Genomic DNA, 21,454 nt, shown 5'->3' with positions numbered 1-21,454 from the left:
ACAAAGGGGGAATTGATATGAAATTACGTAAAAGCGCACTGATGATGCTAAGTGTTTTTATGGCGCTCGCCATCTTCCTGTCAGCCTGCTCCGGCTCAAAATCCACAAGCACCGAATCCAAACCGGCAGGAAAACCGCAAAAAGGCGGAGATTTGGTTGTCGGGTCAACCGGGGAACCCACACTTTTTAATCCACTTTATTCTACCGATGTTGCAAGTTCTGATATTGAAGGAATGCTTTACAGTACATTATTGGAAACTGATGAGAAATTAAACGTCAAGCCGTCGCTGGCTGAAAAAGTAACAGAAGCTGACGGGGGATTAACGTATGATGTAAAACTGAAAAAAGGCGTTAAATTCCATGATGGAAAAGAGCTGACGGCCGATGATGTTGTTTTCACCTACAGCATCCCTCTTAACAAAGATTACAACGGTGAGCGTGGCTCGGGTTTTGAGTCCCTTAAATCCGTAACGAAAAAAGGAAAATATGAAATTCAGTTTAAAATGAAGAAAAAAGATGCCTATTTCTATAATGTCGTTCTCGACAGTTACGGCATTTTGCCTAAACATATATTGGGTAAGGTCCCGGTTGCTGATCTGGGAGAGAATGAATTTAACCGTAAAAATCCAATCGGCTCCGGTCCGTTTAAGTTTGTTGAGTGGAAAAAGGGCGAGTACGTCAAACTGGAAGCAAATGATGATTACTTTGGCGGCAGACCTTACCTTGATACAGTTACAGTAAAAACAATACCTGATTCTAACGCTGCCGTGGCTCAGTTAAAAGCGGGGGATATTGATTTCTTCGTTGTGCCGGGCACAGATTTTGATACGGTTAAAACGTTTGGAAATGTGAAGGTCAAATCTGACCTTGGCTTAAACTACAGCTATATCGGCTGGAATGAGAAAAAAGAGATCTTTAAAGACAAAAAAGTGCGTCAGGCATTGACTTACGCTCTTGACAGGCAGGCAATGGTGGATCAAGTGCTGAACGGAGACGGTAAGGTAGCGGATGTTCCTGAGAGTCCGCTGTCATGGAATTATCCGAAGTCTAAAGTGCCGACATTTGATTATAATCCGAAAAAAGCAAAGCAGCTGCTAAAAGAAGCCGGATGGGAAGACCATGACGGTGACGGCTACCTTGATAAAGACGGAAAAAAATTCTCGTTTGAAATTAAAACGAATCAAGGCAATAAAATTCGTGAAGATTTAGCTGTTGTCGTTCAGCAGCAACTAAAAGAAGTGGGAATTGAGGCTAAACCGCGAATTGTTGAATTCAGTGCGTTAATCGAACAGACAAGTGCCCCTAATTGGGATTATGACGCTCTTCTTCTCGGATGGAGTCTTGCAACGTTCCCGGATCAGTTCTCTATTTTCCATTCAAGCCAATCGAAAAACGGGCTGAATAATATCTGGTATAAAAACCCGAAAGTCGATAAGCTGCTTGAAGAAGCGAAGACAATTACAGACAGAAAAGAATACCAAAAGAAATATGAAGAGATATACAAATTGATTGCTGAAGATCAGCCGTACAGCTTCTTATTCTATTACAATTACCACAGAGCGATGCCGAATAATTTACAAGGCTATGTATTCCATCCTAAAAATGACTTGTACAATATTGAAAAATGGTGGCTGGATCAAAAATAGCAAAAGCCCTGGAGAGGGAAGGAGGTTCCTTTCCTCTCTTATCCTATTTAAAAAGGGGACAAGAATATGGTTACATATATTTTACGGCGAACATTAATGTCCTTGCCGATTCTCTTAGGCATTACAATTTTGTCGTTTGCCATCATGAAAGCAGCGCCGGGAGATCCGATGTCACTTATGATGGACCCTACAATCAGTCAAGCGGACAGGGCTAAATTCATTGAAAAATATGGGTTGAATGATCCGGAACCTGTTCAATATGTGAAATGGCTGGGGAATATGCTGCAAGGGGATTTCGGGACTTCTATCGTCAAGAAAGGCACTCCAGTTTCTGAACTTATCTTATCCCGTTTACCGAATACGATTGTGCTAATGCTTTTCTCAACCCTTGTCGCTCTTCTGATTTCTATTCCATTTGGTGTTCTGTCAGCGAAACGTCCTTATTCAAAATTGGATTACGGGATAACTGTTACTTCATTTTTAGGGCTTGCCATTCCGAATTTTTGGTTCGGTTTGATTTTAATTATGGTTTTATCTGTAAATCTGGGGTGGTTTCCCACTGGCGGAGTAAGCACTTTGAATGCTGACTTTAACATATTTGACCGATTGCATCACTTGATTCTGCCTGCTTTTGTGCTCGCCACGGCAGACATGGCAGGGATAACGAGATACACAAGATCCAGTATGCTTGATGTGTTAAAACAGGATTATATACGAACGGCGCGTGCGAAAGGATTCCGAGATAATAAAGTGATTTTTAAACACGGTTTGAGAAACGGACTTCTTCCTGTCATCACTATTTTTGGTCTGATGATACCGTCATTTATCGGGGGAGCGGTAGTGGTAGAACAGATTTTTACTTGGCCGGGTCTCGGCAAATTGTTTATTGATTCAGCCTTTTCGCGGGATTATCCGGTTATCATGGCCATGACGGTCATTTCAGCTGTTTTGGTTGTGGTGGGGAATTTAATTGCGGACATCTTATATGCGCTGGTTGATCCCCGCATTGAATATTAACAAAGAGAGGTGAGAGTCAAATGTTACAGCCAAATACCGGCACACCCCCCAGCGAAGTAAAATTAAAGGAAAATATTCAATCCAAACCGGAAACAATGGCGAAGATTTTTTTCGAAAAGTTCTTTCAAAATAAACTAGCTGTAATCGGAGCCGTTATATTAACCATCATCATCTTGTCAGCCTTATTCGCTTCGGTAATCGCTCCTTACTCTCCGGAGAGTCAATCTCTTATCAATCGTTTGAAGCCGCCGAGCTTAAAACATCTAATGGGAACTGATAAATTCGGAAGAGACATCTTTACGAGGGTTCTGTACGGGGCGCGCGTCTCCTTGCTTGTCGGATTCGCTTCTGTGATCGGCGCGATTACAATCGGGACAGTTGTCGGAGCCGTTGCCGGATATTTTAAAGGGATTGTCGATGCCGTTCTCATGAGAACCGTTGATATCGTATTATCCATACCTGATATATTTTTGCTTATTACACTTGTTACGATTTTTCAGCCCGGAATGGATAAATTAATTTTAATTTTCTCCCTTACAGGCTGGACAACAACGGCACGTCTTGTCCGAGGGGAGTTTTTATCGCTTCGTTCCAGAGAGTTTGTATTAGCTGCAAAGACGATCGGTACAAAAAATCATCACATCATCTTTTCTCATATATTGCCGAATGCGCTCGGACCGATTATTGTCTCAGCCACATTAAAGGTGGGAACGGTTATTTTGGCGGAATCTACATTAAGTTATCTCGGTTTCGGGATTCAGCCGCCGATCGCAAGCTGGGGCAATATGCTTCAGGATGCACAGAACTTTACGCTTATGATTCAGGCTTGGTGGTACCCGTTATTCCCGGGTTTGTTGATCCTTCTTACCGTATTGTGCTTTAACTTTGTCGGTGACGGGCTGCGTGATGCGCTTGATCCGAAAAATGTGAAATGATCTCCCGGACGGAACGGGAGATTTTTTTGTTGCAATGCAGTCGGAAATCCAGTTCCGTATTGCGGAAATCTCATATCGAAATGGAATAATTTATCTATCCCTTGCCTATACTGTGGACAACAGTTTTTATAAAGTGAGGGGTCGAATATGTTATTTCTTCATGATGTATGGGTCAATTGGTTTGAAGGGGAAGAAAACGGCTACAATGTATGCCATTTTCACGAATGGCGGAAGGAAGACACGGTTGAGCTTTTGGATCAGACGCCGCTGCTCAGAGTGCCGTCGGTATTATTTCATTACATAGAAAACGACTTATCAGAGCTTCCGAAAGAGCTGCTTGACCAAGTCCACCAAAAGTCATACGTGCGAAAAAATCATGAGCGGACAAAGCTGGAGTATTGTTTTGTCGTGACAGACGGGATCGGCATCATTGCCGTGGATACGATCGGGTATACCATTCCGGTCAGAAAAAGCCGCCTGATTCCGAGACAGGAGCAGCTTGTTTATGAAATGGTAAAGGATGTAGAACCGGAATCGTTTCAATTTGAGCCGGCGCAATTGGAGTCTTCAAAGGAATATCACATTTTGTCATTGGCGCCGGAGCATGTCAGAGGGCTGACGAGAAAAGAGCGGCAGATCAAGCAGCTGATGTTTATGGCGCTCGACCAGCTGAAAGGGCTGAAAAACCGTGCGGAAATTGTGTATTGGTACACGGAATGGAATCCGCATATGTATGAGCAGATCAAACGGATGAGCTTTGAAGAGATCTGGGACATGCTTTACAATGAAACAATTGAAGGCTGGTCAGATAAACATCTTGCGTTCTGTGAAAATTTGATTAAAGGGCAGCCGTTTTTCGAAAAGCTTTGGGAAATGGAGCAGGAATCAAAAGTGAACTAAAAAAAGAGGCGGGGATTCTCCCGCCTCTTTTCTTTATCTTCTTTTCCGTCCGAGACCCATGGCATTTTCCATTTTCTTCACCATTTTGCCGGCCGTTTTGTTTGCGCGCGCCGCTCCTTCGTCGAGAATGCGGTCAAGCTCGTCGCTCTCAATTAATTCACGGTAGCGCTCTTGGATCGGTGTCAATGCGCCGATAACGACTTCGGCTAAATCGCTTTTGAATTCACCGTACCCTATGCCTTCATATTTAGCCTCTAATTCTTCAATTGATGTGTTTCCTAAAATAGAATAGATCGTCAAAAGATTAGAAACGCCCGGTTTGTTTTCTTTATCATACTTTACAATGCCTTCAGAATCAGTCACGGCGCTCTTGATTTTCTTCTCGAGCTGCTTCGGCTCATCAAGCAGCGTGATGTATGCCTTTTGGTTCGGATCTGATTTGCTCATTTTTTTGAGAGGATCAGCCAGTGACATGATGCGCGCGCCTGATTCAGGAATTTTCACCTCAGGAATCGTGAAGATGTCATTGTATTTTTTATTAAAGCGTTCCGCCAGGTTGCGGGTCAGTTCAAGATGCTGTTTTTGATCTTCTCCGACCGGAACAAGATCCGTTCCGTACAGTAAAATATCGCCGGCCATCAGCGGCGGATAGGTTAACAGTCCTGACACGACGGCTTCTTTGCCCTTTGACTTATCTTTAAATTGCGTCATCCGCTCAAGCTCGCCGATATATGCGACGCATTGGAGCATCCACCCCGCCTGGGCATGAGCGGGAACCTCCGACTGGATAAAGAGGGTCGCTTTCTCGGGGTCAAGTCCGACGGCCACGTAAAGAGCCGCGAGATTGCGGATGTTCTTCCGCAGTTCAAGCCGATCCTGCGGCACCGTTATCGCATGCTGATCGACAATGCAGAAGTAGCCGTTGTAGTCATGCTGCAAATCGACAAATTGTTTCATTGCGCCGATGTAGTTGCCGAGGGTAACGGAACCGCTCGGCTGAATGCCAGAAAAAATCGTTTTCTTCATAGTTCTTACCTCATTTCTTAAAACATAATAAAAAAAGCCCATTCTTCCCGTAGAAAAAAGGGACGAATGAACCGTGGTGCCACCCTGATTATTCCATTACAATGGAATCGCTCGAGACGTTGGTAACGGAGGCTGCTCCGGCTGGGCCTACTAACGTTCGGTCAGCTGCTCAGAAGTCCATTCCACATTGCCCGTTACCTGCTCCCAGCACCGCAGACTCTCTTCAAACGGATGAAAATGTGTACTATTCTTCATCATCGCAATCACAACAAATGTATTTGATTGATCTATTATAAATCAATTATAGCCAAATGTCATCAGAGGAATACAAGCTTATTTCCAGTTTGCTTAAGGGATGGAAATCCTCAAAAAGAACTGAAAATGCTTAAATGATAACGTATATCAACATTTCGTATAACGAATATTATATGTAAAAAGCAATATGAACTGGAAATTGCAATAAAAAAATTTAGTTAGGTCATGCTTTAAACTATAGAAGTGTATCACCTTTTTGACAGAAAAACTGACCAAATTTAAATATTTTAAATTGAGAAAATAGTATTGCAATAAATTATTCATTTCATTATAATGAACTTGTTCACTCTATTGTTACAGCTTCTTTACATAAAATAATCAGAAAAGACGGAACACAATTAAAGTTTAGAAAAATATTAAGTTATTTTGTCTGATATTTCTGAGTATTTAGTAGTAAAGGCTGAAAAATTTGATTAGGGGGTTAGTGCATGAAAAAGCGTTGGTCTATTGTAGGTTTGATGCTTATCTTTTCGCTTGTATTAAGTGCGTGCGGCGGATTCAGCGGCGGATCAGGCGGCGGTAAAAAAGACACCAAAGGACAGACTTCACTTAATATCAATATTAAAACCGAGCCGTTCTCACTGCATCCTGGTTTAGCGAATGATTCCGTTTCAGGAGGCGTAATCCGCCAGACTTTTGAAGGATTGACACGCGTAAACTCCAAAGGTGAGCCTGAAGAAGGAATGGCATCTAAAATTGAAACAAGCAAAGACGGAAAGACCTATACATTTACGATTCGTGACGGTGCGAAATGGTCTAACGGCGACCCTGTGACGGCGCAGGATTTTGAATATGCGTGGAAATGGGCGCTTGACCCGAACAACGAATCACAATACGCTTATCAGCTCTACTACATCAAAGGCGCTGAAGCTGCCAATACAGGAAAAGGCAAGATTGATGATGTAGGCGTAAAAGCCGTAAATGACAAAACATTAAAGGTTGAACTGAATAACCCGACACCTTATTTCACGCAATTAACTTCATTCTATACGTATATGCCGATCAACAAGAAAATCGCGGAAAAACATAAAAACTGGAACACAAACGCGGGCGAAAATTATGTGTCAAACGGCCCGTTCAAAATGACGGCCTGGAAACACAGCGGTTCCATCACGCTCGAAAAGAACGATCAATATTGGGATAAAGACGCTGTGAAATTGAAGAAAATCAACATGGTGATGATTAACAATAACAATACCGAACTTAAAAAATTCCAGGCCGGTGAGCTTGACTGGGCAGGAATGCCGCTCGGCCAGCTTCCGACTGAATCTCTGCCGACATTGAAAAAAGACGGATCTCTTCACGTTGAACCGATCGCAGGCGTGTATTGGTACAAATTCAACACAGAAGAGAAACCGCTGAACAATGTCAACATCCGTAAAGCCCTTGCTTATGCGATCGACCGCTCGTCCATCGTGAAAAATGTAACGCAGGGCGAACAAATCCCGGCCATGGCTGCGGTGCCGCCGTCAATGAAGGGATTCAAGGATAACACAAAAGGTTATTTCAAAGACAATGACGTCAAATCAGCTAAAGAATTCTTAAATAAAGGACTGAAGGAATTAGGCGTCAAGAATGCCTCTGACCTTCCGGCGATCAAACTGTCCTACAATACGGATGACGCGCATGCGAAAATCGCGCAGGCCGTACAGGAAATGTGGAAAAAGAACTTGGGCGTCAAAGTTGAGCTTGATAACTCCGAATGGAATGTTTACATCGACAAGCTGCACAGCCAGAACTACCAAATCGCGCGTATGGGCTGGCTCGGCGATTTCAACGATCCGATCAACTTCCTTGAATTGTTCCGTGATAAAGAAGGCGGAAACAATGATACCGGATGGGAAGATCCTGAGTTTAAAAAGCTGCTGAACCAATCTCAGCTTGAAACGGATCCGGATAAACGTATCGAAGAGCTGAAAAAAGCAGAAAAGATCTTTATTGACGCAATGCCGGTCGCGCCAGTTTATTTCTATACGGATCCTTGGGTGCAGGATAAAAACCTCAAAAATGTGATCTTGACAGGAACAGGCGAAGTTTACTTCAGAAACGCTTCTTTTGAATAAAAGACGGTTCTGAAAACAAAAGACCAGGTATATGGGGAGGATGTCCCCATATACCTTTCTTACTGATTAAGTATAAAATTGTAAAAAACATGGAGGTGTTCACCTTGCTGAAATATATCGGTAAACGATTCATTTACATGATCATCACATTGTTTGTGATTGTGACCGCCACATTCTTCTTAATGCAGGCAGCGCCGGGCGGACCATTTTCCGGCGAAAGAAAGCTGCCGCCTGAAATTGAGGCAAACTTAAACGAACACTATGGCCTGGACAAGCCTCTTTTCGTTCAATATGCCAGCTACTTAAAATCTGTGGCGATGTGGGACTTCGGACCTTCTTTTAAATATAAAGGCCAAAGTGTTAATGATTTAATCAATTCAGGCTTCCCCGTCTCATTCACTCTCGGTGCAGAAGCTATTCTCCTCGCTTTAGCGTTCGGTGTGCTTTTCGGGGTGCTTGCTGCCCTGTACCATAATAAATGGCAGGATTATACCATTGCGATTTTAACGATCTTTGGGATCTCAGTTCCGAGCTTTATATTGGCGACGATTTTGCAATATATTTTCTCAATTAAATTAGAACTGTTCCCGGTCGCAGGGTGGGAATCCTGGGCATACACCTTTCTGCCCTCTATTGCGCTCGCTTCCATGCCGATGGCGTTCATTGCCAGACTCTCCCGTTCAAGCATGATTGAAGTGTTAAACAGCGATTACATACGGACTGCAAAAGCTAAAGGACTTTCCCGTCCGTCAGTCACCGTGCGCCATGCGCTTCGAAATGCGCTTTTGCCGGTCGTGACATATATGGGACCGATGGCGGCATCCATTTTAACGGGAAGTTTCATCATTGAATCCATTTTCGGAATTCCCGGTTTAGGCGCGCATTTTGTAAACAGCATTACAAACCGTGATTATACGGTCATTATGGGAGTTACCGTGTTCTTCAGCGTGCTCCTGCTTTTATGCGTATTAATTGTTGACGTGCTGTACGGATTAATCGATCCGAGAATCAAGCTTTCCAAAGCAAAGAAAGGAGCCTAGACCATGCAGAACATTCCTAAAAATATGTTTGAACCAGCTTCAGCTAATGCCGGCGATGCCGAAAAAATAAATAAAAAAAGCCTTTCCCTCTGGAAAGACGCCATGCTCCGCTTCCGCAGCAATAAGCTTGCGATGGTCGGGTTCGTAATGATCGTACTTATTATTCTGATGGCGATTTTTGCGCCTGTCTTTTCAAGGTATGATTATGCCACTACCAATCTATTAAATGCGGATAAAGCGCCGTCGAAAGATCATTGGTTCGGCACGGATGACCTTGGAAGGGATATATTCGTCCGGACATGGGTAGGCGCGCGGATTTCCATATTTATCGGTGTCGCAGCTGCCGTGCTTGATTTATTAATCGGCGTAATCTGGGGCAGCATTTCCGGATTCCGCGGCGGACGCACAGATGAAGTGATGATGCGCATCGCCGACATTCTGTGGGCTGTTCCTTCATTATTAATGGTTATTTTGCTGATGGTTGTCCTGCCGAAAGGATTGCTGACCATTATCGTCGCCATGACGATCACGGGCTGGATCAATATGGCGAGAATCGTCCGCGGACAGGTGCTGCAATTAAAGAATCAGGAGTATGTGCTTGCTTCACAGACACTCGGCGCCAAAACTGGCCGGCTATTGTTTAAGCATATCGTCCCGAACGCGATGGGATCTATCCTCGTAACGATGACACTGACGGTTCCGACGGCGATTTTTACAGAAGCGTTTTTAAGTTATTTGGGCCTCGGCGTACCTGCGCCGCTTGCGAGCTGGGGAACGATGGCCTCAGACGGATTGCCTGCATTAACCTATTACCCTTGGCGTCTGTTCTTCCCTGCCGGCTTTATCTGCCTGGCGATGTTCGGCTTTAACGTTGTCGGCGACGGGTTAAGAGACGCGCTGGATCCTAAGTTACGCAAATAAGGAGTGATATGAGTGACACGCTTGCTAGAAGTAAAAGACTTAGCCATTTCATTTAAAACATACGGCGGAGAGGTACAGGCAATCCGCGGCGTGAATTTCCATTTGAATAAAGGAGAGACGCTGGCGATCGTGGGGGAGTCGGGTTCCGGAAAAAGTGTGACCTCCCAAGCGATTATGAAACTGATCCCGATGCCGCCGGGCTACTTTAAAAGAGGACAGATTCTTTTTGACGGACGAGATATCGTGCCGATGTCTGAAAAAGAAATGCAGGCCATCAGAGGAAAGGACATCGGAATGATTTTCCAAGATCCGATGACCTCTCTGAACCCGACGATGAGAGTCGGCAAACAAATTACGGAAGTGCTTTTCAAACATGAAAAAATCTCAAGTGAAGCGGCGAAAAAGCGCGCCATAGAGCTGCTTGATCTCGTCGGGATTCCGATGCCTGAAAAACGGATCGGCCAATTCCCCCATGAATTTTCAGGCGGGATGAGACAGCGTGTCGTCATCGCGATGGCGCTTGCGGCAAATCCGAAGCTGTTAATTGCCGATGAACCGACAACAGCGCTTGATGTGACGATTCAGGCACAGATCCTTGAGCTGATGAAAGATCTGCAAAAGAAAATTGATACGTCTATCATTTTTATCACGCATGATCTCGGCGTTGTCGCCAATGTCGCCGACCGGGTCGCCGTCATGTACGCAGGTCAGGTCGTCGAATCGGGTACGGTGGATGAAATCTTTTATGATCCGCGCCATCCGTATACGTGGGGACTGCTTGCCTCAATGCCTAGCCTGGACAGCACCGATCAGGAAAAACTGACGGCCATCCCGGGCACGCCGCCTGATCTGACGAATCCTCCGAAAGGGGATGCATTTGCGCTCCGCAGCTCATATGCGATGAAAATCGACTTTGAACAGGAACCGCCGATGTATAAAGTGTCTGATACGCATTTTGTGAAATCGTGGCTTCTGCATCCTGATGCACCTAAGGTCGAGCCGCCTGAAGCGGTGAAGGCTAAAATCCGTCAGCTTCCGAATACGTATCAGCATCCTGTTTTAATGAAGGAAGGTGAAAAAAATGACTGAGAAGCTTCTCGAAATCAAACACTTAAAACAGCATTTTTTCACGCAAAAAGGAACGGTAAAAGCCGTAGATGATTTGTCATTTGATATTTATAAAGGCGAAACGCTCGGCCTTGTCGGAGAATCGGGCTGCGGTAAATCAACGACGGGCCGCAGTATTATCCGGCTGTATGAGGCAACCGACGGGGAAGTTCTCTTTAACGGGGAAAATGTGCACGGGAAAAAATCCCGCAAGAAGCTGCTGGAGTTTAACCGGAAAATGCAGATGATTTTCCAGGATCCGTACGCATCTTTAAATCCGAGAATGACAGTCGCCGACATTATTGCCGAGGGAATAGATATTCACCGCCTGGCAAAAACGAAAAAAGAGCGGATGCAGCGGGTTCACGAACTGCTGGAAACGGTCGGTTTAAATAAAGAGCACGCCAACCGCTACCCGCATGAATTTTCGGGCGGACAGAGACAGCGTATCGGAATCGCCAGAGCGCTGGCGGTTGATCCGGAGTTTATCATCGCGGACGAACCGATTTCGGCGCTTGATGTCTCCATTCAGGCGCAAGTCGTCAATTTAATGAAAGAATTGCAGAAAGAAAAAGGGCTCACTTACCTGTTTATAGCCCATGATTTATCAATGGTCAAATACATCAGCGACCGCATCGGCGTCATGTATTTCGGAAAATTGGTGGAGCTTGCGCCGGCGGATGAGCTTTACGAAAACCCGCTTCACCCATACACGAAATCATTGCTGTCCGCTATCCCGCTCCCTGATCCGGACTATGAAAGAAATCGCACGCGAAAGAAATACGATCCGGCAGTTCATCAACTCCAAGAAGGAGAAAAAATGGAATTTAGAGAAGTGAAACCGGGACATTTTGTCATGTGCACTGAAGATGAATTTAAAACCTACCTATAAACCTATCAACCTCCAAGACTCAGTCTTGGAGGATTTTTTTGCGCACATTCAAGTTTATTAAGCCTGCTCCCGTTTTTCTATAATGGAAAAAAAGGGGGAGATCAGTATGAAAACCATTTTGTGCGCCATTTGTGCGGGACTGTTTATCAGTGCAGCCGCTTATCCGGCCCACGCCACTGTGAAAGAGGAGCAGCCGCTTGTAAAAATAGCGCTGGCCGAAAAAGAACTGCCGAAATCAAATGCACGGTTCGCTTATCCGTCAGGGCTGCATTTTTCACATCCTGATAAGGTGCGGGGCATTTACGTCACAGGGCATTCAGCGGGAGGAAGCAAATTCGGGGAGCTGACAGACTTTGTGGACAAAACGGAACTCAATACAATGGTGATTGATGTCAAGGATGACAACGGAAACCTCACCTTTAAGCCGGACGGCCATTCTGAGTATGCCGAAATCGCCAAGCCGTACATCAAAGACCCAAAAAAGATGATGAAAAAGCTGGAGGAAAAAAAGATCTATCCGATCGCGCGTATTGTCGTATTTAAAGACAGCGAACTCGCGAACAAAAAGCCGGAGTGGTCCTTTAAAGAAAAAAACGGAAGTGTCTGGAAAAACGGCCGCGGCGAATCGTTCGTCAATCCGTTTATGAAAGAAGTATGGGATTACAATGTAAAGATTGCAAAACAAGCCGTAAAGATGGGTTTTCAAGAAATTCAGTTTGATTATGTCCGTTTTCCTGAAGGATTTGAAAAACGTGATGACGAACTGACATACGGTCACGGCGATTACGGAAAAACAGCAGACAGCAATGTGCAAAAACGCGTTCATGCCGTCACCGATTTTGTCGGTTATGCGAAGAAAAAACTCAAGCCGTACGGTGCGGATGTGTCGGTTGATATTTTCGGCTATTCAGCCACGCTGCCGGAAGCGCCTGGGATCGGCCAGAATTTCAGCAAAATTTCAGAACAGGTCGATGTCATTTCATCCATGATTTATCCGAGCCATTGGACAAGCTATTTCGGCATTGATAAACCGGATCTTGAGCCTTACAAAGTCGTCAAAGAATACGCGAAGGTGGAAAATAAAAAACTGTCTAAGCTGAAACACCCGCCTGTATCGCGTCCGTGGCTTCAGGACTTCACGGCATCATATCTCGGCAGCGGAAATTATCAAAAGTACGGGAAACGCCAGGTGGAAGACCAGGTTAAAGCGCTGCATGATGAAGGAATTGACGAATTTTTATTATGGGACGCGGCAAACCGTTATACCAAAAACGTCGATTACACACCATTTTTAAAAAATTGAAACCATGTTAAAGGATCACACGTCTTAATAGATGTAAGATTGTTTAAACAATCGGAAATGGGGTATATCTAAAAGTGTGAAGACAACGAACCCATAAGGAGCAAATGAATGAACTGGTACGAAAAGCTGAGTGAATATTTTCCGATTGAAGAAATGAAATCAAAAGCGCATATGGAAGCTCTGTTAAAGGAGCAAAGCGATGTTTATCATAAAGAAGAGGGGCAGTACCACGTGCTGATGTATGCGGAATTTGACTCTTTCATCTTTATTGATTACCTGTTTGTGTCAAAGAAATCCAGAGGACAAGGCCTCGGAAGCAAGCTGATCGGCAGGCTGAAAAAGAAAAACAAGCCGATTCTGCTTGAGGTGGAGCCTGTTGACGAGGATGACACGGATACACAGAAACGCTTGCGTTTTTATCAAAGAGAGCATTTCAAGCACGCGCAGTCAATCGGGTATCGGCGCCGGTCATTGGCTACGAATGAAGTGAACAAAATGGAGATTCTGTACTGGTCACCTAAGACGGAATCAGAAGAAGAAATGTTTGAAGCAATGAAACAGACATATGAAAACATTCACACTTATAAAGATGAAAAATGGTACGGAGAATCATACGAAAAAACGGATGAAGTTCTCAAAGTCATTGATGAGAAAAAACGAAAAAACATTTTCGATCAGCTGAGCTAATTGAGAATGGGGAAACATCCGCCAGCCGTAAATTTGCCGGATTGACACATTTTTTTCTCAGGAGACTGTTCACACTTACTTTTTTATAGTATAATACCTATAAAGATTCCTTTTTTAAAGTTATTTCAATTTGAGAATACAAACATGTTCATCCTACTAATTAGAGGAGTGAAGATTAATGGTTACATTATACACATCACCTAGCTGTACGTCATGCAGAAAAGCAAGAGCTTGGCTTGAAGAGCACGAGATTCCTTTTGTAGAGAGAAACATTTTCTCCGAGCCGTTATCAATTGATGAGATCAAGCAGATTCTGCGTATGACTGAAGACGGTACGGATGAAATTATCTCTACCCGTTCTAAAGTATTCCAGAAACTGAACGTAAATGTTGAATCTATGCCGCTTCAAGACTTATATACTTTAATCAATGAGCATCCGGGACTGCTCCGCCGTCCGATCATCATTGATGAAAAACGTCTGCAAGTCGGCTATAACGAAGATGAAATCAGACGATTCCTGCCAAGAAAAGTGCGTTCTTTCCAATTAAGAGAAGCACAGCGTCTTGCCAACTGATATAAGCTTACGATAAGCATGGAAAAAGCCCAAAACCATCGCGGTTTGGGCTTTTTTTATTTTTCAGTCTGCTGGTAAATCATACTGGCGAGGATAACAAATACGACGGTCAAAATCGGCAGCATCATTTGTATAATGCCGTGTTCAGCCATGAAAAATGACAGCTTGCTGTCTCTGGCAATCATTTCACCGCCGGTAAATGCGAGAAGACCGCTCCCGGCATACATCAATAAAGGCATTTTTTCCATGGCGGCATGAACGAGCTTGCTGCCCCAAATGATAATCGGCACCGAGATGAAGAGACCGATCACTACAAGTGTCAGCTCACCGTGAGAAGCGCCGGCTACTGCGATGACATTGTCAAGCGACATAAAGATATCAGCCAGAACGATTGTGCGGATGGCTTTCCAAAGAGAAGAACTGCTTTTCACATGCTGCGCATCTTTCTTCTCAATCAGAAGCTGATAGCCGAGATACAATAAAAATACCCCGCCTGCGCATTGCAAAAAAGGAACATTCAATAAATAGACCGCAGCGCTCGTCAGAACGATTCTCAAGACGACTGCGATAAACGTTCCGAAGATGATCGCTTGCTGTCTTTGTTTATGGGCCAGATTCCGGCTGGCCATCGCGATGACGACGGCATTGTCACCGCCGAGAATAAGGTCAATCCCGATAATAAGCAGAAGGGACAGCAGGTAATCGTGCGGCATGGTAACACCTCGCTTATAGATCGATTGCTTGTACAGCTAATATATGAAGCAGTGCGCTATTTATGATGGGAACCGGGAGAAAGCCTGTTTTTCGCTGTGAAAATGCTTTTTTATTTCTTTTATAACTGTTTTATCATAAAATAGAAATATAAAGAATTTGCGCTGTCTTCTATAAGGTTAAGATGTGGACGGAATGGGTAAAGTGTAGTAAAGTACTATTCATCGGGAGCTTAGATGTCCCTTCAACATCTTATAAAGAAGGGAAGGTTGGCAAAATGGAAATAGAAAGAATTAATGAGCATACTGTAAAATTTTATATGTCTTATGGTGATATTGAAGATCGCGGTTTTGACAGAGAAGAAATCTGGTACAATCGCGAGCGCAGTGAAGAACTGTTCTGGGAAGTCATGGATGAAGTGCATGATGAAGAGGAATTCGCTGTCGAGGGTCCTCTTTGGATTCAGGTTCAGGCATTGGACAAAGGACTGGAAATAATCGTAACAAAAGCCCAGCTTTCCAAGGACGGACAAAAACTCGAACTGCCGATCCCGGAAGATAAAAAACAAGAGCCGGCAGATGAAAATCTCGATGCTTTACTTGATGATTTCCAGAAAGAAGAGCAGGCCGAGAGCCGGGAAGATAAGGAGCAAAAGCTTCAGTTCACTTTGCGGTTCGATGATTTTGAGGATCTCATCTCGCTATCAAAATTGAATCTTAACGGAATTAAAACGACCCTGTATTCGTTTGAAGACCGATATTATTTATATGCAGATTTTTATGAGCAAACTGATGAAGAGGTTGAAAATCAGCTAAGCATCCTGTTGGAGTACGCGCACGAATCATCAGTCAGCATTCACCGTCTTGAAGAATACGGCAAATTGGTGATCGCTGATCATGCGTTATATACAATAAAAAAACACTTTGCATCATAACAAACCGATTTCTCTCAGCAGAAATCGGTTTTTTTTGTTCTGAATGACAGGATGAACGGCTGAAAACCGTATAATGGCTCTCATCCGCAAACAGGATTATATCTTCTTCCTGCTGAATACAACAAGATTCAGGAAAGGAGAAGATGCAACATGTTCAGTGCTGTGACTGCCGATGGACGGCTCATTCAGCTGGCCGGAAGCTATTCAAAGGAAAAAGCGGCGGAGCTGAGAAAGAAACGCTGGTTCTGCCCCGTTTGCAAAAGTGAGCTTGATATCAAACTGGGACGGGAGAAACTGCCGCACTTCGCTCATAAAAAAAGCAGGCTGTGTCCCGGGGAATCCGAACCTGAAAGCGAATACCATCTTGAAGGAAAAAGACAGCTTTTTCTCTGGCTAAAGACACAAGGGTGCAGTGTCAGCCTGGAACCGTATCTGACTTCCGCGGGACAGCGGCCTGACTTGACGGCAGAAAGCGGAGACGAGAGGCTGGCTTTTGAATTTCAATGTGCGAACCTTTCGGCGGACTCTTTAAAGAGCCGGACGGCAGGCCTGAAAAACGCCGGGTACCGGCCGGTCTGGATCATCGGGGCAAAACGGTTAAAACGGATGGCCGCGCAATTTTTCCGGCTTTCTGCTTTTCACTGGCAGTTCTTTGAAGCCAATTCATTTTCCTCCTTACTGTTTTACTGCCCCGACGCCCGCTCCTTTTACAGGCTGCATTCCATCACTCCGTTTTACACCGGCTATTCTTATGCCGGCTTAACCACAATCCCTCTTCACAAAGCAAACCTGAAAGACATTTGTCATCCGGAAGGGCGGCACAGCGTCAGACTTCCCTCGTGGGGACGTGCCGTAGCCGGCTTCCGCAACAAAAGCGGGCGGTTTTTATCAGAAGATGCCGATCTTATCCGGCGTCTTTTTTACGAAAGACATCAGGTTGCATTTCCATTTCTCCCATCCGAAGTGTTTATTCCCGTTTCAGCGGGCTTTGTGTTTACAAGTCCCGTTTTTGTGTGGCAGGGCCATTTATACTTACGGCTTGCGGAACTTTCTAAAAAAGGCGCACCGATCCGATTATCCGGCATTGTTCATGATTTACGGCAAAAAATCAGGCATAAGGAAATCCGGATGCGGTATGGTTCACAAGATAGCCTTATCAGAATGGCGGTAAAACAATATGCTGATTTCTTATGCTTGCAGGATTTTTTAAGGGAAATTGAGAATGAAGTATATATGCCCTCATCTCAACGGAAGCTCCCTCAAACGGCAGAAGAGCTGCGCCGGCGGGATCTGCTCTTTTTTGGGGAATGAGAATGCTTCATTTCGTTCACCCTAACGTCAAGGTGGTGGCGAATGTGAGGGGCGTACAAGCATTTTGTTTTCGTTTTTTCACTGTATTATTGGTATGCTCGGTCTTATATGCCGCATATGATTTGACAAAAGGCAGTGAAAAGCCGGAAGATAATCACAACACAAGTTTTTGGAGAAACAATCGTTTTTTCAATTGGCTTGAAGTAAAGAAAACGAGGGGGATCACCATGACTGAGGAAAATAAAGCAGCACAGCTGCCTGACAGAAGTAAAGTAAAGGCAGAGCATACATGGAGACTAGAGGATATTTTTCCTAGTGATGAGGCCTGGAATAAAGAATTTCAAGCAGTTAAAGAATTAATCCCGAATTTATCTTCTTTTAAAGGCACGCTTGCTCATTCGGCTGATAATTTATACGCTGCGCTTACGGCACAGGATGAAGTGACGAACCGCCTTGGGAAACTTTATGCATACGCGCATATGCGCTCAGACCAGGATACGGGAAATTCTTTCTACCAAGGGCTGAACGATAAAGCCGCAAGCCTGTATTCTCAGGCTGCCAGCGCGACTGCTTACATTGAACCGGAAATTCTGGCGATTCAGGAGGACAAGCTGCACCAGTTTATTCTGGAAAAAGAGGAGCTTAAGCTTTACTCCCATGCAATTGAAGAAATTACAAAACAGCGTCCGCACGTGCTGAGCGAACAAGAAGAGGCCCTGCTTGCGGAAGCCTCTGAAGCGCTGTCGTCGCCTTCCAATACATTCAGCGTTTTAAATAACGCCGATATTACGTTTCCGTCGATTAAAGATGAAAACGGCAAGGAAACTCAAATCACACACGGCAACTTTATTAATTTCCTGGAAAGCAGCAATCGTGAAGTCCGTAAAAACGCATTTGAAGCCGTATATAAAACATACGGACAGTATAAAAACACGATGGCGACTACACTCAGCGGCACTGTGAAAAAAGATAATTTTTACGCCCGTGTGAAAAAGTATAAATCGGCACGGGAAGCGGCTTTATCCAATAACAGCATCCCTGAAGAAGTTTACGATAACCTTATTAAAACGATCAATAAACATCTTCCGTTATTACACCGTTACATTGACCTGCGGAAAAAGGTTCTCGGCCTTGATGAAGTCCATATTTATGACCTTTACACACCGCTTGTAAAAGATTCGGGAATGAAGGTCACATATGAGGAAGCGAAAGATTATATGCTCAAAGGACTTGCTCCGCTGGGCGAGGAATACGCGTCTATTTTAAAAGAAGGACTTGAAAACCGCTGGGTCGATGTATACGAAAACAAAGGAAAACGCAGCGGTGCTTATTCGTCCGGTACATACGGCACGAATCCGTACATCTTGATGAACTGGCATGATAATGTCAATAATCTGTTTACGCTCGTTCACGAGTTCGGCCATTCCGTGCACAGCTACTATACGAGAAAATATCAGCCGTATCCGTACGGTAACTACAGCATTTTTGTCGCTGAAGTCGCTTCAACGACTAATGAAGCGCTGCTCGGTGAATATATGCTGAACAGCTTAAAGGATGAAAAACAGCGTCTGTACCTGCTCAACCACATGCTTGAAGGATTCAGAGGCACAGTGTTCAGACAGACGATGTTCGCTGAATTTGAGCATCTGATTCATACGAAAGCGCAGGAAGGCGAGCCGCTGACGCCTGAACTGCTGAACGAACTTTATTATGATCTGAATAAAAAGTATTTCGGTGACAACATGGTGATTGATAAAGAAATCAGTCTGGAATGGTCAAGAATTCCGCATTTCTATTACAATTATTATGTGTATCAATATGCGACAGGCTACAGTGCGGCCCAAGCGCTGAGCAGCCAGATCTTAAAAGAAGGCAAGCCTGCGGTGGAGCGCTATACCGAATTCTTAAAAGCGGGAAGTTCGGAATATCCGATCGACATACTGAAAAAAGCGGGAGTCGATATGACATCGCCTGAACCGATCGAGGCGGCCTGCAAAATGTTTGAAGAGAAGCTGAACGAAATGGAAGAGCTTCTTTCGAAAGTGAACCCTTCGTAATTTAAAAAAGCCTGTGCATAAGTTGCGCAGGCTTTTTCTAAAACCCTTTAAACGTTTTTCTGTGATTCAGCCGGTACAAGGCAAACAATATGGACAGAAACAGCAGGGGAGATGTAATGTAAATCGGCAGCATGTGCATCATGGCCAGCAGATTTAAAAAGAAGAAAAACACAATCATTCCGATGATCAATACGGTGCGGAGCATTGATTTCCCTCCTTGTTTTTCATTGATATATTCTATGAAAACAAGCAGTCAGTTATGTTTTGTGACAAAAATATGAACATTAATCTTATGGCTTGTCAAAACTCGACAAGATTTGATATGATAAGGATGTGAAATTGATCACAAACAAACATTACCCCTTTGTTTGACCGTGAAAAATTTCTCCCATCCCCTTTGTTGTCGTTAAGACATATGAAACCGCGCTTATCCCGGCGCGGTTTCTTTATTTGCACAAAAAAAGCCGGCTCCGTAAGGAATCAGCTTTTTTTAATGATCACAACAGGTGACATCCTCCTGGGTGCCGGCCAGAGACTTCCAAAACAGACCGTGTTTTGCTTCCACTCTGGCGACCTTTTTGGCGAATGCCAGTTTTTTCATTTCTTTTTCAACTTCTTCTAGGCTCAAATCATAAACGAGTGCGATTTCTTTCGATGCGACAAACCGGAAATATTCAATGAAACATTCCAAAGGCGGCGTTTCAGAAGGCTTCGGTTCATCCCCGAGCATTTCGAATAAGATCTCTTCGTATACGTCATAAGAATAGTTGCCGGGAACCTTCAGCCCTTCATCATCATGCAGGCTGTTAAAGAACGTCAATGTCGGGTTGACGGTGACGTCCATTTCCGCCGCGATTTTCATATCGCACTGAAGCGCTTTTACCGCGCTTTGCGAATGGAGGTCACGCTTGAATTCTTCAACATCCAATTTCGTCTTTTCGGCAATTTCTAAAAGAACGTCTTCATCCGTAATATTCTGCTTGGAAACAAACAGGCTTTCCTGCATGCTGCGGAGAAACAGAATGCCCGCTTTTCTTCCCTGCAGTTCGGCCGCTTTTAAAGCGAGTGCGGCAAGGTAGGGCGATGAAAGAGGCTGATCCTGCTCAAGCCAAAGGCTTCCGTCACAGGGCATCCCGGAACGGTTCGCAATTTTTTCCCAAGCTTCGGCAAGAAGGTGTTTTTTCCGCTTTTGCTTATTCAGCGATGTAATACTCGCGGAAACAATGATCCGCAGCGTAAAAAAACGTCCGTATTTGATTTTTAATTTTTTTATGGCGGGCTCCAGCGACCAGCATTCAGGACATAAAGGGTCGACAAACATGTAAATTTCGAGCGGTTTTTTTGGATGTCCGTGGCAATGGGCGAAGTATTGCTCATGCTGATAATTCGTCAATATGATCGATCCTCCGCTTCTGACTGGTTTACCATATGCCTGGCCGTTAGTTCCAGACGCCCGTACAGAAATTCACGAATATCGCCCTCCAGCCCGACATCATCCATCGCTTTGCTCATACAGCTTAGCCACGCATCAGCCCTCTCGTCCGTAATCGGAAAGGGGAGATGCCTTGCCCTGAGCATGGGATGTCCGTGCTCTTCAGTATAAAGAGGAGGTCCGCCCAAATACTGGGTTAAAAATTGCTTTTGTTTTCTGGCCGTTTCAGTCAAATCACTTGGAAATATCGGCTTCAGCAAGGAATGAGACGAGACACGCTCATAAAAAGTATCAACAAGTTGCGATAGAAGTTCCTCTCCAATCGCTTCATATGGTGCGTTAAACGATTGTCCCATGTTGACTACTCCTTTATATGGCTAATAGGAATCATAATTCCCATTGCGAATTTATCTTTCAGTTTTACTATCTTCAGTTACTGTATATTTTAGCAATAACATTTTATTTCTACAAACAAAGTGCCTTTCTGTCAGGCGCTTGTATTTCATATCATATCACATGCCTTCATTCATGTGTAAGATTTCACTCCGCAAAAAAACCAGAGGGCGAAGGAAGCCTCTCTGGT

The 21,454-nt window shown here is 44.3% G+C and carries 20 protein-coding genes and 1 other annotated feature; of the genes, 15 read left to right on the top strand and 5 right to left on the bottom strand.

Annotated elements, in window-relative coordinates:
- The first annotated feature begins 17 nt into the window (after positions 1-17).
- From OTK50_RS03710 to OTK50_RS03695, 4 genes are all read left to right on the top strand, one after another.
- A complete protein-coding gene (locus OTK50_RS03710) occupies positions 18-1,646 on the top strand; it encodes a peptide-binding protein (RefSeq protein WP_015417208.1) in 1,629 nt (542 codons plus the stop codon).
- A 66-nt stretch (positions 1,647-1,712) separates the two neighbouring features.
- Positions 1,713-2,663, top strand: coding sequence for an ABC transporter permease (locus tag OTK50_RS03705; RefSeq protein WP_003155051.1), 951 nt, complete (start codon positions 1,713-1,715; stop codon positions 2,661-2,663).
- A 20-nt stretch (positions 2,664-2,683) separates the two neighbouring features.
- Entirely contained in the window at positions 2,684-3,598 is a 915-nt protein-coding gene (gene opp4C, locus OTK50_RS03700; RefSeq protein ID WP_082997834.1) for an oligopeptide ABC transporter permease, read from the top strand.
- A gap of 147 nt (positions 3,599-3,745) precedes the next feature.
- Positions 3,746-4,498 (top strand): YjbA family protein, encoded by a 753-nt coding sequence (locus OTK50_RS03695; RefSeq protein WP_007409116.1) that lies wholly within the window; start codon positions 3,746-3,748, stop codon positions 4,496-4,498.
- A 33-nt stretch (positions 4,499-4,531) separates the two neighbouring features.
- Here the strand turns inward: OTK50_RS03695 and trpS are convergent, their stop codons facing one another.
- Entirely contained in the window at positions 4,532-5,524 is a 993-nt protein-coding gene (trpS, locus tag OTK50_RS03690; RefSeq protein ID WP_044802808.1) for a tryptophan--tRNA ligase, read from the bottom strand.
- 55 nt (positions 5,525-5,579) lie between these two features.
- Positions 5,580-5,791: a binding site (T-box leader), on the bottom strand.
- 476 nt (positions 5,792-6,267) lie between these two features.
- Here trpS and OTK50_RS03685 point away from each other — a divergent pair.
- The 8 genes from OTK50_RS03685 to spx all read left to right on the top strand — a co-directional run bounded on the left by OTK50_RS03685 (position 6,268) and on the right by spx (position 14,426).
- The gene (locus OTK50_RS03685; protein ID WP_069013066.1) at positions 6,268-7,902 is read left to right on the top strand and encodes a peptide ABC transporter substrate-binding protein; all 1,635 of its coding nucleotides are present in this window, start codon (positions 6,268-6,270) and stop codon (positions 7,900-7,902) included.
- A 104-nt stretch (positions 7,903-8,006) separates the two neighbouring features.
- Positions 8,007-8,942: an ABC transporter permease gene (locus OTK50_RS03680; RefSeq protein ID WP_014417417.1), complete on the top strand. Its 936-nt coding sequence runs from the start codon at positions 8,007-8,009 to the stop codon at positions 8,940-8,942.
- A gap of 3 nt (positions 8,943-8,945) precedes the next feature.
- On the top strand, positions 8,946-9,863 hold the full coding sequence (gene oppC / locus OTK50_RS03675; RefSeq protein WP_130571169.1) for an oligopeptide ABC transporter permease OppC: 918 nt from the start codon (positions 8,946-8,948) through the stop codon (positions 9,861-9,863).
- Positions 9,864-9,875: 12 nt separating this feature from the next.
- The gene (locus tag OTK50_RS03670) at positions 9,876-10,952 is read left to right on the top strand and encodes an ABC transporter ATP-binding protein (protein WP_003155039.1); all 1,077 of its coding nucleotides are present in this window, start codon (positions 9,876-9,878) and stop codon (positions 10,950-10,952) included.
- On the top strand, positions 10,945-11,862 hold the full coding sequence (oppF, locus tag OTK50_RS03665) for an oligopeptide ABC transporter ATP-binding protein OppF (RefSeq protein ID WP_266121832.1): 918 nt from the start codon (positions 10,945-10,947) through the stop codon (positions 11,860-11,862). The genes OTK50_RS03670 and oppF overlap by 8 nt, the downstream gene beginning before the upstream one ends.
- A gap of 106 nt (positions 11,863-11,968) precedes the next feature.
- Entirely contained in the window at positions 11,969-13,165 is a 1,197-nt protein-coding gene (locus OTK50_RS03660; RefSeq protein WP_266121831.1) for a putative glycoside hydrolase, read from the top strand.
- A gap of 108 nt (positions 13,166-13,273) precedes the next feature.
- Positions 13,274-13,852, top strand: a complete 579-nt coding sequence (locus OTK50_RS03655) for a GNAT family N-acetyltransferase (protein ID WP_007409110.1) — start codon at positions 13,274-13,276, stop codon at positions 13,850-13,852.
- 178 nt (positions 13,853-14,030) lie between these two features.
- Positions 14,031-14,426, top strand: coding sequence for a transcriptional regulator Spx (spx, locus tag OTK50_RS03650; RefSeq protein ID WP_003155034.1), 396 nt, complete (start codon positions 14,031-14,033; stop codon positions 14,424-14,426).
- Positions 14,427-14,482: 56 nt separating this feature from the next.
- Here spx and OTK50_RS03645 read toward each other — a convergent pair whose 3' ends face one another.
- Positions 14,483-15,139: a TerC family protein gene (locus OTK50_RS03645; RefSeq protein ID WP_007610610.1), complete on the bottom strand. Its 657-nt coding sequence runs from the start codon at positions 15,137-15,139 to the stop codon at positions 14,483-14,485.
- A gap of 275 nt (positions 15,140-15,414) precedes the next feature.
- On the opposite strand from OTK50_RS03645, the gene mecA reads away from it, so the two are divergent.
- The 3 genes from mecA to pepF all read left to right on the top strand — a co-directional run bounded on the left by mecA (position 15,415) and on the right by pepF (position 19,439).
- Positions 15,415-16,071 carry an adaptor protein MecA gene (gene mecA, locus OTK50_RS03640; RefSeq protein WP_003155032.1) on the top strand — a complete coding sequence of 219 codons (657 nt, stop codon included), beginning with the start codon at positions 15,415-15,417 and terminating at the stop codon, positions 16,069-16,071.
- A 150-nt stretch (positions 16,072-16,221) separates the two neighbouring features.
- Complete coding sequence (locus OTK50_RS03635) at positions 16,222-17,382, top strand: competence protein CoiA family protein (RefSeq protein ID WP_224224177.1); 1,161 nt, start codon at positions 16,222-16,224, stop codon at positions 17,380-17,382.
- Between the two features lie 227 nt (positions 17,383-17,609).
- Positions 17,610-19,439: an oligoendopeptidase F gene (pepF, locus tag OTK50_RS03630; protein ID WP_130571257.1), complete on the top strand. Its 1,830-nt coding sequence runs from the start codon at positions 17,610-17,612 to the stop codon at positions 19,437-19,439.
- Between the two features lie 37 nt (positions 19,440-19,476).
- Here pepF and OTK50_RS03625 read toward each other — a convergent pair whose 3' ends face one another.
- The 3 genes from OTK50_RS03625 to OTK50_RS03615 all read right to left on the bottom strand — a co-directional run bounded on the left by OTK50_RS03625 (position 19,477) and on the right by OTK50_RS03615 (position 21,227).
- The gene (locus tag OTK50_RS03625; RefSeq protein ID WP_003155026.1) at positions 19,477-19,644 is read right to left on the bottom strand and encodes a hypothetical protein; all 168 of its coding nucleotides are present in this window, start codon (positions 19,642-19,644) and stop codon (positions 19,477-19,479) included.
- Positions 19,645-19,929: 285 nt separating this feature from the next.
- The gene (spxH, locus tag OTK50_RS03620) at positions 19,930-20,832 is read right to left on the bottom strand and encodes a protease adaptor protein SpxH (RefSeq protein WP_003155024.1); all 903 of its coding nucleotides are present in this window, start codon (positions 20,830-20,832) and stop codon (positions 19,930-19,932) included.
- The gene (locus OTK50_RS03615; RefSeq protein ID WP_221664036.1) at positions 20,829-21,227 is read right to left on the bottom strand and encodes a thiol management oxidoreductase; all 399 of its coding nucleotides are present in this window, start codon (positions 21,225-21,227) and stop codon (positions 20,829-20,831) included. The genes spxH and OTK50_RS03615 overlap by 4 nt, the downstream gene beginning before the upstream one ends.
- Between the last annotated feature and the right edge of the window lie 227 nt (positions 21,228-21,454).

The sequence above is a fragment of the Bacillus sp. NEAU-CP5 genome, assembly GCF_026420705.1.
Lineage (GTDB): Bacteria > Bacillota > Bacilli > Bacillales > Bacillaceae > Bacillus > Bacillus velezensis.
Note: the sequence above shows the minus strand (reverse complement) of the source record. Positions and strands in the feature narration are given on the sequence as shown.